Source organism: Polynucleobacter sp. MWH-Aus1W21 (genome assembly GCF_018687275.1).
GTDB lineage: Bacteria > Pseudomonadota > Gammaproteobacteria > Burkholderiales > Burkholderiaceae > Polynucleobacter.
This window is the reverse complement of the sequence record NZ_CP061287.1, coordinates 2,076,479-2,089,195: the sequence shown is the minus strand read 5'-3', so window position 1 is coordinate 2,089,195 and position 12,717 is coordinate 2,076,479. Positions and strand designations below refer to the sequence as shown.

The 12,717-nt window shown below is 46.6% G+C and carries 15 protein-coding genes and 1 tRNA gene; 2 read left to right on the top strand and 14 right to left on the bottom strand.

Annotation, left to right across the window (positions count from 1 at the left end; genetic code table 11):
• Nucleotides 1-44: 44 nt before the first annotated feature.
• The 5 genes from ICW03_RS10810 to ICW03_RS10790 all read right to left on the bottom strand — a co-directional run bounded on the left by ICW03_RS10810 (nt 45) and on the right by ICW03_RS10790 (nt 4,305).
• Entirely contained in the window at nt 45-689 is a 645-nt protein-coding gene (locus ICW03_RS10810; RefSeq protein WP_215348013.1) for a 50S ribosomal protein L25/general stress protein Ctc, read from the bottom strand.
• A 136-nt stretch (nt 690-825) separates the two neighbouring features.
• Nucleotides 826-1,791 carry a ribose-phosphate pyrophosphokinase gene (locus tag ICW03_RS10805; RefSeq protein ID WP_068319641.1) on the bottom strand — a complete coding sequence of 322 codons (966 nt, stop codon included), beginning with the start codon at nt 1,789-1,791 and terminating at the stop codon, nt 826-828.
• 54 nt (nt 1,792-1,845) lie between these two features.
• Nucleotides 1,846-1,922 (bottom strand) — tRNA-Gln (locus tag ICW03_RS10800).
• Between the two features lie 5 nt (nt 1,923-1,927).
• On the bottom strand, nt 1,928-2,806 hold the full coding sequence (gene ispE / locus ICW03_RS10795; RefSeq protein WP_371819879.1) for a 4-(cytidine 5'-diphospho)-2-C-methyl-D-erythritol kinase: 879 nt from the start codon (nt 2,804-2,806) through the stop codon (nt 1,928-1,930).
• Between the two features lie 11 nt (nt 2,807-2,817).
• Nucleotides 2,818-4,305 carry a lipoprotein insertase outer membrane protein LolB gene (locus tag ICW03_RS10790; RefSeq protein ID WP_215348012.1) on the bottom strand — a complete coding sequence of 496 codons (1,488 nt, stop codon included), beginning with the start codon at nt 4,303-4,305 and terminating at the stop codon, nt 2,818-2,820.
• Between the two features lie 35 nt (nt 4,306-4,340).
• Between ICW03_RS10790 and mutM the strand changes: the two genes are divergently transcribed.
• Both mutM and mutY read left to right on the top strand, forming a co-directional pair.
• Nucleotides 4,341-5,177 carry a bifunctional DNA-formamidopyrimidine glycosylase/DNA-(apurinic or apyrimidinic site) lyase gene (mutM, locus tag ICW03_RS10785; protein WP_215348011.1) on the top strand — a complete coding sequence of 279 codons (837 nt, stop codon included), beginning with the start codon at nt 4,341-4,343 and terminating at the stop codon, nt 5,175-5,177.
• Entirely contained in the window at nt 5,162-6,307 is a 1,146-nt protein-coding gene (gene mutY, locus ICW03_RS10780; protein ID WP_215348010.1) for an A/G-specific adenine glycosylase, read from the top strand. Before mutM ends, mutY begins: the two co-directional genes overlap by 16 nt.
• On the opposite strand, the gene rapZ is transcribed toward mutY, so the two are convergent.
• The 9 genes from rapZ to ICW03_RS10735 all read right to left on the bottom strand — a co-directional run bounded on the left by rapZ (nt 6,252) and on the right by ICW03_RS10735 (nt 12,710).
• Nucleotides 6,252-7,142: an RNase adapter RapZ gene (gene rapZ / locus ICW03_RS10775; protein WP_215348009.1), complete on the bottom strand. Its 891-nt coding sequence runs from the start codon at nt 7,140-7,142 to the stop codon at nt 6,252-6,254. The two genes, mutY and rapZ, sit on opposite strands and share 56 nt — an antisense overlap.
• 3 nt (nt 7,143-7,145) lie before the next feature.
• Nucleotides 7,146-8,132, bottom strand: a complete 987-nt coding sequence (hprK, locus tag ICW03_RS10770; protein ID WP_215348008.1) for an HPr(Ser) kinase/phosphatase — start codon at nt 8,130-8,132, stop codon at nt 7,146-7,148.
• Nucleotides 8,129-8,590 carry a PTS sugar transporter subunit IIA gene (locus ICW03_RS10765; RefSeq protein WP_215348007.1) on the bottom strand — a complete coding sequence of 154 codons (462 nt, stop codon included), beginning with the start codon at nt 8,588-8,590 and terminating at the stop codon, nt 8,129-8,131. Before ICW03_RS10765 ends, hprK begins: the two co-directional genes overlap by 4 nt.
• A 33-nt stretch (nt 8,591-8,623) precedes the next feature.
• A complete protein-coding gene (gene hpf, locus ICW03_RS10760) occupies nt 8,624-8,947 on the bottom strand; it encodes a ribosome hibernation-promoting factor, HPF/YfiA family (protein ID WP_068319625.1) in 324 nt (107 codons plus the stop codon).
• Between the two features lie 193 nt (nt 8,948-9,140).
• Nucleotides 9,141-9,908 (bottom strand): LPS export ABC transporter ATP-binding protein, encoded by a 768-nt coding sequence (gene lptB, locus ICW03_RS10755; RefSeq protein ID WP_215348006.1) that lies wholly within the window; start codon nt 9,906-9,908, stop codon nt 9,141-9,143.
• The gene (locus ICW03_RS10750) at nt 9,905-10,480 is read right to left on the bottom strand and encodes an LptA/OstA family protein (RefSeq protein WP_215348005.1); all 576 of its coding nucleotides are present in this window, start codon (nt 10,478-10,480) and stop codon (nt 9,905-9,907) included. Before ICW03_RS10750 ends, lptB begins: the two co-directional genes overlap by 4 nt.
• Nucleotides 10,477-11,118, bottom strand: a complete 642-nt coding sequence (gene lptC, locus ICW03_RS10745) for an LPS export ABC transporter periplasmic protein LptC (RefSeq protein ID WP_215348004.1) — start codon at nt 11,116-11,118, stop codon at nt 10,477-10,479. The genes ICW03_RS10750 and lptC overlap by 4 nt, the downstream gene beginning before the upstream one ends.
• A 3-nt stretch (nt 11,119-11,121) precedes the next feature.
• The gene (locus tag ICW03_RS10740) at nt 11,122-11,694 is read right to left on the bottom strand and encodes an HAD family hydrolase (RefSeq protein ID WP_215348003.1); all 573 of its coding nucleotides are present in this window, start codon (nt 11,692-11,694) and stop codon (nt 11,122-11,124) included.
• A gap of 23 nt (nt 11,695-11,717) precedes the next feature.
• Nucleotides 11,718-12,710, bottom strand: coding sequence for an SIS domain-containing protein (locus ICW03_RS10735; protein WP_215348002.1), 993 nt, complete (start codon nt 12,708-12,710; stop codon nt 11,718-11,720).
• Nucleotides 12,711-12,717: the final 7 nt, after the last annotated feature.

The window sequence follows — 12,717 nt, the reverse complement described above, 5'->3', positions numbered from 1 at the left end:
CCGCTTGCGCAGGCCTTCTTATTACAAGCGATTGATCTAATAAATTAAGCTTTATCCTTTGGTGCTTCAGCTGCAGGAGCAGCAGCTGCTGGCGCAGCCGGTGCATCTGTAGGCTCAGCAGCTTTCACTGCTGGGATACGTGCATTAGCAAGTACTGGATTTTCTTGCTCAACATGCAATACCAAGGTAACGCCCTTTGGCAGCGCGATGTCTTTAGCATGAACGCCATGACCAACTTCAATCTTCGCCAAATCCACTTCAATAAACTCTGGCAGATCTGCTGGTAAGCAAGATACTTCGAGTTCAGTCATGATGTGGCTGATTACAGCGCCTTGCAATTTCACAGCAGCTGAAGTGTCAGCGTTTGTGAAGTGCAATGGAACGCGCATGTGAACTTTCTCAGTTGCGGATACGCGCTGGAAGTCAATGTGCAATACCAATGGCTTAAATGGATGCATTTGGTAATCGCGCAACAACACTTTTTGTGTCTTGCCGCCAATTTCCAAATCCAAAATGGATGAGTGGAATGCTTCCTTGCGGAGAGCATGGAACAACGCGTTATGGTCTAACTCGATGACCAAGGCTGGATCTTTACTACCGTAAACGATTCCCGGAGTTTTTCCGGAATTGCGCAGACGGCGGCTCGCACCCGTTCCCTGTACGCTTCTTTCAAAAGCAACTACTTTCATGATTAATTCCCTAGTTAAGGTTAATTTCCGTTCGCGACCAAACAGAAAAGCCTTCGATTATATCGTGGGAAAGGATGTTTTTGCCTACAAAAGGCTCAAAACTGCCAAAAAGCGGGGTAAACCGGTGATTTTTGGCTTATTCGGCAAACATCGACATCACTGAATCACCTTTGCTAATGCGGGAAAGGGTTTCAGCGAGGATCGGGGCAACGCTTAATTGGCGAATTTTTGCTACTTTCATCGCCTCTGGAGTCAGTGGGATGGTGTCAGTAACAACCAATTCATCTAGTTCGGATGCGGCAATACGAGCCACAGCACCGCCTGAGAGCACGGCGTGAGTACAGTAGGCGGTAACACCCTTAGCGCCACGTTCTTTAAGCGCCTCAGCGGCTTTACAGAGGGTTCCACCAGTATCAATAATGTCGTCCATGATGACGCAGTGACGGCCTTCTACTTCGCCAATAAGGTGCATCACTTCGGATACGTTGGCTTTAGGGCGTCGTTTATCAATAATCGCTAAATCTGTGCCCAGCTGTTTTGCCATTGCGCGGGCGCGAACTACGCCGCCAATATCTGGGGAAACAATGATGAGATCTTTTTTGGTCTTCTGGGCTTCCAGGTCTGCCAATAGGACGGGAGATGCGTAGATGTTATCTACCGGAATATCGAAGAAGCCCTGAATCTGGTCGGCATGGAGGTCCATGGTCAATACACGTTCAATCCCAGCAACAGACTGAAGCATGTTGGCGACGATACGTGCGGAGATCGCAACACGTGCAGAGCGAGGGCGACGGTCTTGACGGGCATAACCGAAGTAAGGAATCACTGCGGTTATGCGGCTTGCGGATGCTCGTTTTAGGGCATCAATCATGATCATGAGTTCCATCAAGCTGTCGTTTGTAGGCGCACAGGTTGATTGGATTACTACGACATTTTTGCCGCGAACGTTTTCTTGAATTTCTACTTGGATCTCGCCATCTGAGAAGCGGCCAACAAAGGCTTTTCCCATTGGAAGATTGAGTTCTTTGGCTACAGCCTCAGCCAAAACGGGATTTGCGTTGCCTGTGAAAAGAGTCAATAAATCTGCGTTTATGGAGGACATAGTTTTAAGGGTTTTGTGGGGTCAAAAGGTTTTCTTTGTCGTTTCTACAGTCTTTGGCAGGGGAAGAAGGATTCGAACCTTCGCATGCTGGAATCAAAATCCAGTGCCTTAACCAGCTTGGCGATTCCCCTACAGGTCAATCTGAAGAAATCAAATTGTAAGCGGGATTTTTATTTAGCCCCCGAACAACCCGACCTACCCACCCTTTAGGAAGATTTTGAAGAAGATTTTCTAGTTTTGCGATGTCAGTCTTAGGGTCTAAGGCTGCAAAAACGCTACTTCCAGATCCAGACATACGGGGCTGAGAGCCCGATACTACCTGGGTAATCCAATCCAAAGCTTGCTTCACTTCTGGGCAAATCCGCATCGCTACAGCCTGACAATCATTTGATTGGTACAACAATGGCGATGCAAGAAAGCCATCAATTGTAATCTGAGCGTGATCTCGGGTCAATTCCGGGTCTTGAAAAATGCTAGCGGTTGCAATTCCCCGATTGGGGAAGATGACCAAAAAATGCGGGGTTTCAAGGGAAATTTCTTGAATTTTCTCCCCAATGCCTTCAACAAAGGCATTTTTACCAAAAATAAAGAATGGAACATCGGCTCCCAACTTTAAGCCTAAGTTACAAAGTGTTTCACTGGAAAGATTGAGATCCCAGAGTGCATTAAGGCCAATTAATGTCGTTGCCGCATCAGATGATCCGCCGCCCATACCGGCGCCCATCGGAATTTCTTTTTGCAGATTAATTTCAACCCCAGCTTCAATCTTGCAAAAATCTTTCAGCAAGTTTGCAGCACGCACTACTAAATCTTGTTCAGGCAAAACTCCAGGAATCGGATTGATGCGACGCACTTCATTTTCTGGAATACGTTTTAAGTTTAGGGTGTCACACCAGTCAATGAGCTGAAAGACGGATTGCAATAGGTGATAACCATCTTTTCTGCGTCCAACAATATGCAAAAAAAGATTGAGTTTAGCTGGTGAGCGCAGAGATAAAGAATTGAGTGTCACCATACTTGTCTTGTTTAATCGTTTGGCCGGTCAAACACAAGGCGAATATCAATTGAACCAATATTCGAGCTACGTGTCATGGCGAGTCTCTCTAGACGACCGGTATTGCTCCACGTATAGAGGAGGTCCCAGCCATCCTGACTAATTTTGTTCACCTGACCCTTAGCATTTCTATCAACGCTCGCTTCACTGCCAGCTCGCACCTCGCCTCTTAACCAGTTAGATAGACCTCTTGCTGGCAGAGGTAGTCCTAAAGTATTTTGTACCAAGGTGTCTGCGTCTACTGCTGTCACTATCTTGCCATCACTCTCTAGAATTGCCTCACCTGGTGTGATGGTAATTTTTGCAACTGATCCACCCATAGGATTGCGTATCTCAAGTACATCTTTTAATGATTCTTGGGTTAAGGTAAATCCGCCTGAGCCACCTTGGTTTTGTGACTCAGTTAAACCAATGACTTTGACTGCAAAGCGACCATCCCAAGAGCCCTTTGCTGTTTGATCATCTCTAGTCCAATCAGGCTTAAAGCGCTTGAGTGTTTCCTTAAGCGTTGGGTTATTGGCATCCAACTTCTGGCCTTGTCGCCAGATATTTTCTGCTTCGCTCTGGCGATTCATGACCCATAAAACTTCTCCAACATGGGCAGCGATATCTGCTTCTGGTTTCATAGCAAATGCTTGTTGCAGTTGTTCTAATGCAAGTGCGTTTTTTCCAAGTCGAAAATTCACCCAGCCCAAGCTATCCAAAATAAAGCTGTCTTTTGGTGAGAGTTGATGTGCCTTGCTGATTAATGCAAACGCCTCAGGCAGCTGCAGATTACGATCAGCTAGAGAGTAGCCGAGAGCATTTAAAGAATTCACATCATTTGGGTTTTTACGCAAAATATCGCGTAAAGTTTTTTCCATGACATCGATGCGGCCGACTTTCTCAGCAGACATTGCATAGGTGTAGAGCAAGCTAGGATCTTTGGGTGCAATTTTGACGGTTGATGCAATTTCGTAAAACGCTCGCAGTGCATCTGACTCATCTTTTGCTTTGGCAAGTAGCGCTTGTAATTGCAAAAGAGTATTTTCTTGTTGTGCGGGTGTTTGTTGTCGTAGTAAGGCAATTGCTGGCTTAATTGCATCAGACCAGCGATTGCTAAGGATCAACAATGTCACTAAGACTTCTTTCGGCTTTGAATCTGAGGCCGGAGACAGCTCATCCCAAGTCTTGGCGGCTTGCATGGCTAAGTCCGGAGATCCCCCTGAAATGGCTATTTCCATCGCTCTTTGGGCTAGCCTAGGATCTTTGTATTGGCGCGCCATTTCTAGATAGGTGTTGTAGGCTAAACCAGCCTCGCCACGTTGGAGGGCGATTTCGGAGGCAAGCACCTCAAAGATTGCTTCACCTGTTTGCAATCCATTTGCTTGTGGCTGCGCTTGAGCGCATGAAATGGCTCCACCAGCCAAGGCTGCCAGGAATAAACCCTGCATCAGAGGTTTTAGTACGAATTTGCTCATAAGCACATTCTAATCCGCGAATCTACAATCCATTTATGCCAGAACTTCCAGAAGTAGAAGTCACACGATTAGGAATTGCGCCCCACCTTGAGGGACGCAAAGTCACCGCCGTCAAAGTCATTGATGGGCGCTTGCGTTGGCCTGTCCCCGTGAGTCTGAGTAAATCCTTGCCCGGGCAAAAGGTCAGCGCGATAGAGCGTCGCGGCAAGTACCTCTTATTGGAGATGGATACGGGTTATTTGCTCATTCATTTGGGGATGACGGGAACCTTGCGGGTATTGCCAAGCTCAGATCCGCTAAAGACGCATGATCGAGTAACGCTTGAATTTGGTAAGTTGAGTTTGCGTTTGCATGACCCCAGAAAATTTGGAGCCGTTTTATGGCATCCCAAATCAAAAGGACCAATTGAAAAATTTACACTATTACAAAAACTAGGGGTAGAGCCGTTTTCTCCAGAATTTTCTGGCGAGTTAGGTGCTGAAGTGTTGTATCAATCTTCGCGCAAGCGTAGTGTTGCAGTGAAACAATTTCTTTTGGCAGGCCAAGCAGTTGTTGGTGTCGGCAATATTTATTGTTCTGAAAGCTTATTTGAGGCAGGCATTCATCCAGCAAAAGCTGCAGGCAAACTAACGCGGCCACAATGTTCTCGTCTTGCAAAGGCTGTCAGGTTAATACTGAAAAAAGCTATTGATGCTGGCGGTAGCTCACTAAAAGATTTTGTGAATAGCAATGGCGACCCAGGGCATTTCATGGTTCAAACCAAGGTCTATGATCGCAAGGGACTGCCATGCAAAATATGCAAAACACCCATTAGCCAAATAGTGCAGGGCCAGCGCTCTACTTACTTTTGTTCTCAATGTCAAAAACGTTAACCAACACCTTTGCATCAAAGTTAATCGCTTGGCATGGGATTAGTGGGCGCTCTGGCTTGCCCTGGCAAGGCAATCGAGATCCATATGCAGTTTGGGTATCTGAAATCATGCTGCAGCAAACGCAGGTTGCCACAGTACTTGAGCGCTACCCACGTTTTATGAAGCGCTTTCCAACGGTTAAAAAATTAGCTGCTGCAGATATTGATGAAGTGTTGGCAGAGTGGGCTGGTTTGGGCTACTACTCGCGCGCTAGAAATTTGCATTCGTGTGCAAAGCAAGTAGTGACAGAATTTTCGGGGAAGTTTCCAAGTGATCCCATTGTTCTAGAGCAGTTAAAAGGTATTGGACGGTCTACTGCGGGTGCTATTGCTGCCTTTGCATTTCATGAGCGCGCACCCATTTTGGATGCTAACGTGAAGCGCATCTTGGCACGTTTATTTGCAGTTGAGGGCAGTATTCAAGACAAGGCAGTGAATAATCAACTTTGGAATCTGGCAACTGAGTTGCTGCCAAAAAAATCGGTTGATATGCCGGTATATACACAAGCATTGATGGACTTTGGTGCAACCTGGTGCACCTCACGCAAACCGGTTTGTTTGGGCTCTGAAAATAAGTGCCCCTTTACAAAATACTGCCAGGCTAATTTGAGTGGTCAAGTACTTTTGCTTCCGCAAAAAACTAAGAAAACGAAATCTCCTGAATTTGACTGCAATATGTTGTTGATTCGTTCGGGCAATTCTGTTCTGCTGCAAAAGCGCCCCAGCAAAGCGATTTGGGGTGGCCTCTGGTCTTTGCCTGAATCGGCCTGGAAGCCTAAGGTGCTGGGCGCTAAAGAGACTGATTTAAGCTCACAGGAATTATTTCAAGCTGCAATTCCTCAAGAAAAGAATATGACCCTGGCAAAGTCGTGTAAATCCTTCCAAAAGGTAAATGAAATTAAGCATGTCTTTACCCATAGGCGCCTATGGATGCATATTTGGCAAGCAAGCTGCCCAAAGGAGTTGCCGCTTGTAAACCCAGATCTAAAGTGGGTTGCCTTAAATCAACTGGGGCGCTACGGACTGCCGCAGCCAATTAAGATTTTGCTGCAGGGATTGAGTCTAGTTCGCGGTGACGATCTAAAAAATTAAGCTGTAAGTTACTGAAATCCTTTTGGCCACGAAAGTGCTCACTTAAGCGATTAACCAAATAAACCGAGCGATGTTGACCACCAGTGCAGCCAATTGCCACCGTTAGATAGCTACGTCCATCGGCAATGTAATGCGGCAGCCAGCGATGAATGAATTGAGTGATGTCTGCTTCCATATTCACTACCTCTGGAATTTTTTCTAAAAACTCTTTGACGGGTTTGTCATTGCCGGTAAGTGGTCTTAAGACTTTGTCGTAGTGAGGGTTGGGCAGACAGCGCACATCAAAAACGAGATCTGCCTCGCTAGGTACGCCTTTCTTAAAGCCAAACGATTCAAAGACCACAGTTAAGCCAACGGGCTTGTCTTTGAGGAGGTCCTGGATCCAGGAGCGCAGTGCATGAGCAGGAATGCTGCTGGTATCAATGCTGTGGGCTTGGGTGCGCAAGGGCTCTAGTAGGTTACGTTCTTTATCAATTGCTTCAATAAGAGTTGCCGATTGAGATTGCTTGGCATTGGTTGACAAGGGGTGACGACGACGTGTTTCAGAAAAGCGTTGCACCAAAGTATTGGTATCAGCGTTTAAGAACACAACTCGGACCTGATGATTTTTGCGTAAGTTTTCAAGAATAGACGGCAGGTCAGCAATAGATTGTCCGCGACGAGCGTCTATGGCAACCGCAACTCGTTCGCACTGCTCTTTTTCTAGAGTAGAGATGAGATTTTCTAAAAGAGAAACGGGAAGGTTATCAACGCAGTCATAGCCCGCGTCTTCAAAAGCCCTTAGGGCTACTGATTTACCTGAGCCTGAGATTCCGGTAATCAGATTAATTTGCATAACTTAAAGTAAGCGACCCTGCGACTTAATGGAGTCTGCCTCTGCATTCATCTGAACGCGTTGACGTTCAATGAATTCCTTAAGCGTATCAATACCGCGCAATTGCAAAATCGTATTGCGCACAGCAGCTTCAACGAGTACAGCCAAGTTACGACCTGCAGCAACCTGAATTTTGACTGTGCGGATCGGAATACCCAATACATCGATATGCTGAGCTTCAAGCGGTAAGCGCTCAAATTCACCATCAGTTCTGCGTACAAGCTGAACAATCAGGCGCAGTTTTAATTTGCGACGAACAGCTGTTTCGCCGAAGATCGTACGAATATCCAATAAACCCAATCCACGAACTTCGAGTAAGTTACGCAAGATAACGGGGCAGCGACCCTCAATGTAATCAGGCCCAAGCCGCGCAAAGTCAACTGCATCATCCGCAACCAGGCCGTGGCCACGTGAGATCAACTCAAGACCCAACTCACTCTTGCCAAGACCGGATTCACCGGTGAGGAGGACGCCCAGACCCAAGATGTCCATAAAGACACCATGCATCGTAATTTGAGGCGCGCCAATTTTGGTTAGGTAGGTGCGTAGATGATCAATTACTTCTGCGGCAGAAATTGCAGTAGTGAATAAAGGTGTTGAAGAGCGCTGACAGAAAAGTTGTAGGTCAGGGTCCGCGCTCTTGCCGTCGGCTACGATGACGCAAGGAGGCGTTTTAGAAATCAAGCTCGCAATTTGTTCTTGCCTTTGTTTTGGCTCTAGAACAGAGTGATAGTCTACTTCCTGTTCGCCGAAGATTTGTATACGGCTTGGGTGAATCAGATTTAAGTGCCCCACCAGGTCTGAGCTGGCAGCAGCTGCTTTTACAGCTTCAGGCGGAAAAGTGCGATCAGCACCTTCGAGCCCGCCAATCCAAGAAAGTTTCAATTCGGAAACATTGTCATCAAAAATCTGCTGAGCAGTTACTCCTTCCAGGAGTAATGGCTGAGTCATTTTGCCGTACCCCATCGTTGCAGGAGGTCACAAACTATTGAAGAGTCTGAAGATGAAAGTAATGTTTGGCGTGCATCTGCATCTGATAGCAGTTGAGCGATTGAGGATAAGATTTCTAAATGCTGTTGTGTAGCTTTTTCAGGCACCAATAAGAATATGAGGAGTGATACTGGCTCACCATCAGGGGCTGCAAACTCAATTGGGTTCTGTAGTCGCATGAAGGCAGCGCTTGGTTGTTTTAATCCTTTAACTCGACCGTGAGGAATAGCAACCCCAGCACCAAGGGCGGTGGAGCCTAAATCTTCACGTGCATTGAGGAACTCAACTACAGAATTTTTGTCTATTCCAGTTTGTTTGGAGAATAGCTCTCCAGCGGCTGCAAATGCATCGGCTCTACTTTTGGCAGGTACGTCCAATGCAATGCAGTCGGGAGTAAAAAGGTGGGTCAGGGCATTCATGTGAATTGATTATAGGTGTCCTGACGCAATAGATCACTCAAAATGCTTTTCGTGGTGATGATCTTGGATTTTTTCTTTGTGTTTGACAACTTGACGCTCCAGTTTATCTACCACCGCATCCATCGCATGATAGAGGTCGGCATTGTGTGCTTCAGCGAACAAGTCCTTCCCCTTGAGGTGAATAGTGATCTCAGCACTTTGGCGAAGATCCTTCTCTTTAGCCTTATCCACTATGAGGAAAGCGGACGCATCAATCACGTGATCAAAGTGCTTACGAATTTTGGCTAGCCCCGCTTCAAGGTGTGAGCGCATGGCGGGTGTAACTTCTACATGACGGCTATTAATTTTTAAATTCATTAGCAACTCCTTGTATAGATACTATTGATGCGTGCGCATAATGATGCCCGGGGTGCGCAGCAGGCCCCTGAAATTTTTTGAGCTGTTTTTTTTGGAAAAATAAACCATGAGCCTCCAGCGTATCAGCGAATTTGCTGAAAACCAAGAGGGTGGAGCATTTTTATTACTAAAAAGGTGAGAAGCCTTACTGGGCTTACATCCGGAAGTTTTCGCCCAGATAGACTCTTTTGACAGCGTCGTTTTGAATAATCTGTTCCGGCTTCCCTTCAGCCAACACGCTACCTTCGCTAATGATGTACGCGTGGTCGCAGATGCCTAGGGTTTCACGGACATTGTGGTCGGTAATCAGAACCCCAATTTGTCGGTCTCGCAAGAAGCGTACGATCCGCTGAATTTCCCCAACAGCAATAGGGTCAACGCCTGCAAAGGGTTCATCTAAAAGGATAAATTTAGGTTGGGATGCAAGGGCTCTAGCAATCTCCACGCGCCTACGCTCGCCCCCCGAAAGGGAGAGGGCTGGATTGTTACGTAGATGGCTGATCTGGAGTTCACCCAAGAGCTCATCTAGGCGATTGGCAATCTCGGCTTTGCTGAGTGGTTTGCCACCTTGAACTTGGAGCTCAAGCACAGCTTGGATGTTTTGAGCTACATTGAGTTTTCTGAATACAGAGGCTTCTTGCGGCAAATAAGAAAGACCCATTCTGGCTCTCTCGTGAATTGGCAAGTGCGTGATGTCCGCACCGTCTAAAACAATATTTCCGCCATCGAGAGGGACGAGGCCAACAATCATATAGAAGGATGTTGTTTTACCTGCCCCGTTAGGGCCTAGCAGCCCCACAACCTCTCCGCAGCGCACTTGAACAGATACATCTCGAACCACAGTTCTTGAGCCATAACGTTTTTGTAAGTTATGAGCGCTGAGCGTGGGTGCATTACTGGCTTGAGTTAAATCCGCTGTCATTTCTCTAGTGTTGCTTTTCGTCTTGGTGAAAGTATGGCTCTTGCTAAGGGTAGATCTTCTGGCTTCGCATCATTGGGTGGGATGACTCGATAATACTGCTTTACATCATCGTACTCAATTTTCCAGCCCTTTAATTGATCGAGCATTTGCATATTGAGCAAGCGTTTCAGGGTTGCATCACCTGTGATTGTTAGAAACTCTGTTTTGGAGTCGTAAGTTACCTGGGCACCACGCCCTTGCATAAATTCATCTGCGAGTCCCTCGCGACGCTGCCTGAAGCTCGCTACCTCATTGGGATTACCAATGACATCGACAAATTCATAGCCTTCAGGATCCACTGCAATATGTCCATCTTCACCAGTAACAATCATGCTACCTTTGATAAGAAGAACTTGACCATTGAGGTCGTAAAATTGTTTAACGTCGTTTGCGGAAACTTTCTCCGCCTCCAAGATAAGGGGCTTATCTTGGTCTGCTTTTTCGGCACACACAATATTGGTAAGCAAGAGTCCCAATATAAAAGGGGCTAGTAGATTAAATCGTGTGAGTCGGCAATTAAGGATTGGCCTCATGGATTTCTCCGTGGAGCACGCTCAATGCGGCCCTTTACTTGACCACTTAGCACCATACTTTGTTCGATATTATTAAACACCCCACCTTCAGTAGAGTTCATGATCGACATTCCTTGTTCAAGAGTAATGGGTCGATTCGTTTCAATAATGTCGTCATTAATTAATACTTTGAAATAACTTGAACTAGCCAGCATCCTTAAGGTTGCAGCTTGTGTTGCGGTGGCGTCTTGGGCGGGCCGATAGATAGAGGCGTTATCGTATAAATCCAAGACGGTTAGATCGCCATCCAGATGCCCTGTATCAGCCTTGACCGTTACCGGAGCCTTGTCAGCTTGAAATAAACGCATACGGGGTGTAAGAATATCGATAGATGCATCATCATCGTAGTGGGTTACCTTAACGCCCAGAATTCGGTATTTAGTATTACCAAGTTCATTTAAGGCAGATAGCGCGCCGTCTTTAATGATGTAGTCGGGCTCGTGAAGACGCACTCGTTCTAAGGGGGATTTCTCGGGCGGAGTATTTTTTTGTACCAACCAAAAAGTAGCAAGCGTGAGCGCTCCCATCAAAATTAATGGCATGAGGCGCAGCAGCGTGCGACCAATGCCAAGCTTAATTTGTTGCGGATTGAGCTGCATTGCTTAGTTATGGGCCTTAGCTAGCAATTCCTCATAGCGATTCTGCGCTTTGAGAATGAGGTCACACACTTCACGAACGGCGCCATTACCCCCGTTGCGGATGGTAACCAGGTGACTAAATTCCTTAACGGCCTCATGACCTTGAGCCGGACAAATTCTTAAACCGGCTTGTTTCATCATTTGTAGGTCTGGCCAGTCATCTCCCATAACTGCACAATCTGCTGAAGTTAGCCCCAGTGATTTAACTACCTCTGCTAATGCGATCGCTTTATTTTCAACACCCATGTGAACATGCTTGATTCCAAGCTCTTCGCAACGCGCCAAAACCATCTTGGAATTTCTGCCAGTAATGATGGCGGTAGGAATACCGCATTGCTCTAATAATTTGATACCCAATCCATCTTGAATATCAAAAGCTTTTAAAGACTCTTTGCCATCAGCACCGATCCAAACCTGCCCGTTAGTGAGAACGCCATCAACATCCAAAACTAGGAGCTTTACTTGACCTGCACGCTCCCAGGCTTGCGGGTATTGAGATAAAGGGTTGGTGTTATGAGTGCTAAAGGCGCTGGGCATGAATTGATCGATTGCTAAAAAAATTAAATAACTTTGGCTGCAAATAAATCATGCAGATTTAGGGCACCTAATAAATGGCCTTTATCGTCAGTTACGACTAGGTGGTTGATGCGATGTTTTTCCATCATCTCAATCGCTTCTTCAGCTAGCAGTTCAGCCGGGATGGTACGAGGATCAGCAGTAGTTGCGCTCTCAAGTTTGATGCCATCTAGGTTGGTGGTTTTTTCTAGAAGGCGACGTAAATCACCGTCGGTCAATATGCCAAACACTTTTTTGTTGGTATCTAAAATGACCACCATACCCATACGTTTTGATGTCATCTCTAATAAGGCATCTTGAAGTGATGCATCGATAGAGATCTTTGGGGTATCTGCAAAGCTGCGCATGACTTCGCTGACGTGCATCAATTGTTTGCGACCTAGTCTACCGCCTGGATGAGAGCGAATGAAGTCTTCCGCCTCAAAACCGCGCGCGTCTAGCAATGCAACTGCCAATGCATCACCCATAGCTAATGCTGCAGTGGTACTAGTGGTGGGCGCGAGATTTAATGGGCAGGCTTCTTTTTCAACGCTGGTATCTAAGTGAGCATCTGCCAATTTAGCAAGAGATGAATTTGGTGCACCGGTGAGGGCAATCAGTTTTGCGCCAGTGCGTTTCACAATAGGGACAATAGTCAAAAGCTCATCTGTCTCGCCAGAGTTAGACAGTGCTACAAAAACATCGTCTCTGGTGACCATTCCTAGATCGCCATGGCTAGCTTCGGCTGGATGAACAAAAAAGGCTGGGGACCCGGTAGAGGCGAAGGTGGCGGCAATTTTGCGGGCAATATGCCCCGATTTGCCGATTCCAGAAACCACGATTCTGCCTTTGCAGCCATGCAAAAGTTCAACCGCCAGTACAAGGGCGTCGGCATTGACGCCTTCTAGGCGATCACGCATTGTTTGCAGTGCAGCAGCCTCAATGGAGAGGGTGTCGCGCGCAAGCTTTAGGGTACGTTCACGAGTCTTAGCTATCATCAAGTAA

Bases quoted from the DNA above. Each gene is read 5' to 3' on its own strand.
- ICW03_RS10810 (WP_215348013.1), bottom strand. From the start codon at position 689: ATGAAAGTAGTTGCTTTTGAAAGAAGCGTACAGGGAACGGGTGCGAGC.
- ICW03_RS10805 (WP_068319641.1), bottom strand. From the start codon at position 1,791: ATGTCCTCCATAAACGCAGATTTATTGACTCTTTTCACAGGCAACGCA.
- ispE (WP_371819879.1), bottom strand. From the start codon at position 2,806: ATGGTGACACTCAATTCTTTATCTCTGCGCTCACCAGCTAAACTCAAT.
- ICW03_RS10790 (WP_215348012.1), bottom strand. From the start codon at position 4,305: ATGAGCAAATTCGTACTAAAACCTCTGATGCAGGGTTTATTCCTGGCA.
- mutM (WP_215348011.1), top strand. From the start codon at position 4,341: ATGCCAGAACTTCCAGAAGTAGAAGTCACACGATTAGGAATTGCGCCC.
- mutY (WP_215348010.1), top strand. From the start codon at position 5,162: ATGTCAAAAACGTTAACCAACACCTTTGCATCAAAGTTAATCGCTTGG.
- rapZ (WP_215348009.1), bottom strand. From the start codon at position 7,142: ATGCAAATTAATCTGATTACCGGAATCTCAGGCTCAGGTAAATCAGTA.
- hprK (WP_215348008.1), bottom strand. From the start codon at position 8,132: ATGACTCAGCCATTACTCCTGGAAGGAGTAACTGCTCAGCAGATTTTT.
- ICW03_RS10765 (WP_215348007.1), bottom strand. From the start codon at position 8,590: ATGAATGCCCTGACCCACCTTTTTACTCCCGACTGCATTGCATTGGAC.
- hpf (WP_068319625.1), bottom strand. From the start codon at position 8,947: ATGAATTTAAAAATTAATAGCCGTCATGTAGAAGTTACACCCGCCATG.
- lptB (WP_215348006.1), bottom strand. From the start codon at position 9,908: ATGACAGCGGATTTAACTCAAGCCAGTAATGCACCCACGCTCAGCGCT.
- ICW03_RS10750 (WP_215348005.1), bottom strand. From the start codon at position 10,480: ATGAGGCCAATCCTTAATTGCCGACTCACACGATTTAATCTACTAGCC.
- lptC (WP_215348004.1), bottom strand. From the start codon at position 11,118: ATGCAGCTCAATCCGCAACAAATTAAGCTTGGCATTGGTCGCACGCTG.
- ICW03_RS10740 (WP_215348003.1), bottom strand. From the start codon at position 11,694: ATGCCCAGCGCCTTTAGCACTCATAACACCAACCCTTTATCTCAATAC.
- ICW03_RS10735 (WP_215348002.1), bottom strand. From the start codon at position 12,710: ATGATAGCTAAGACTCGTGAACGTACCCTAAAGCTTGCGCGCGACACC.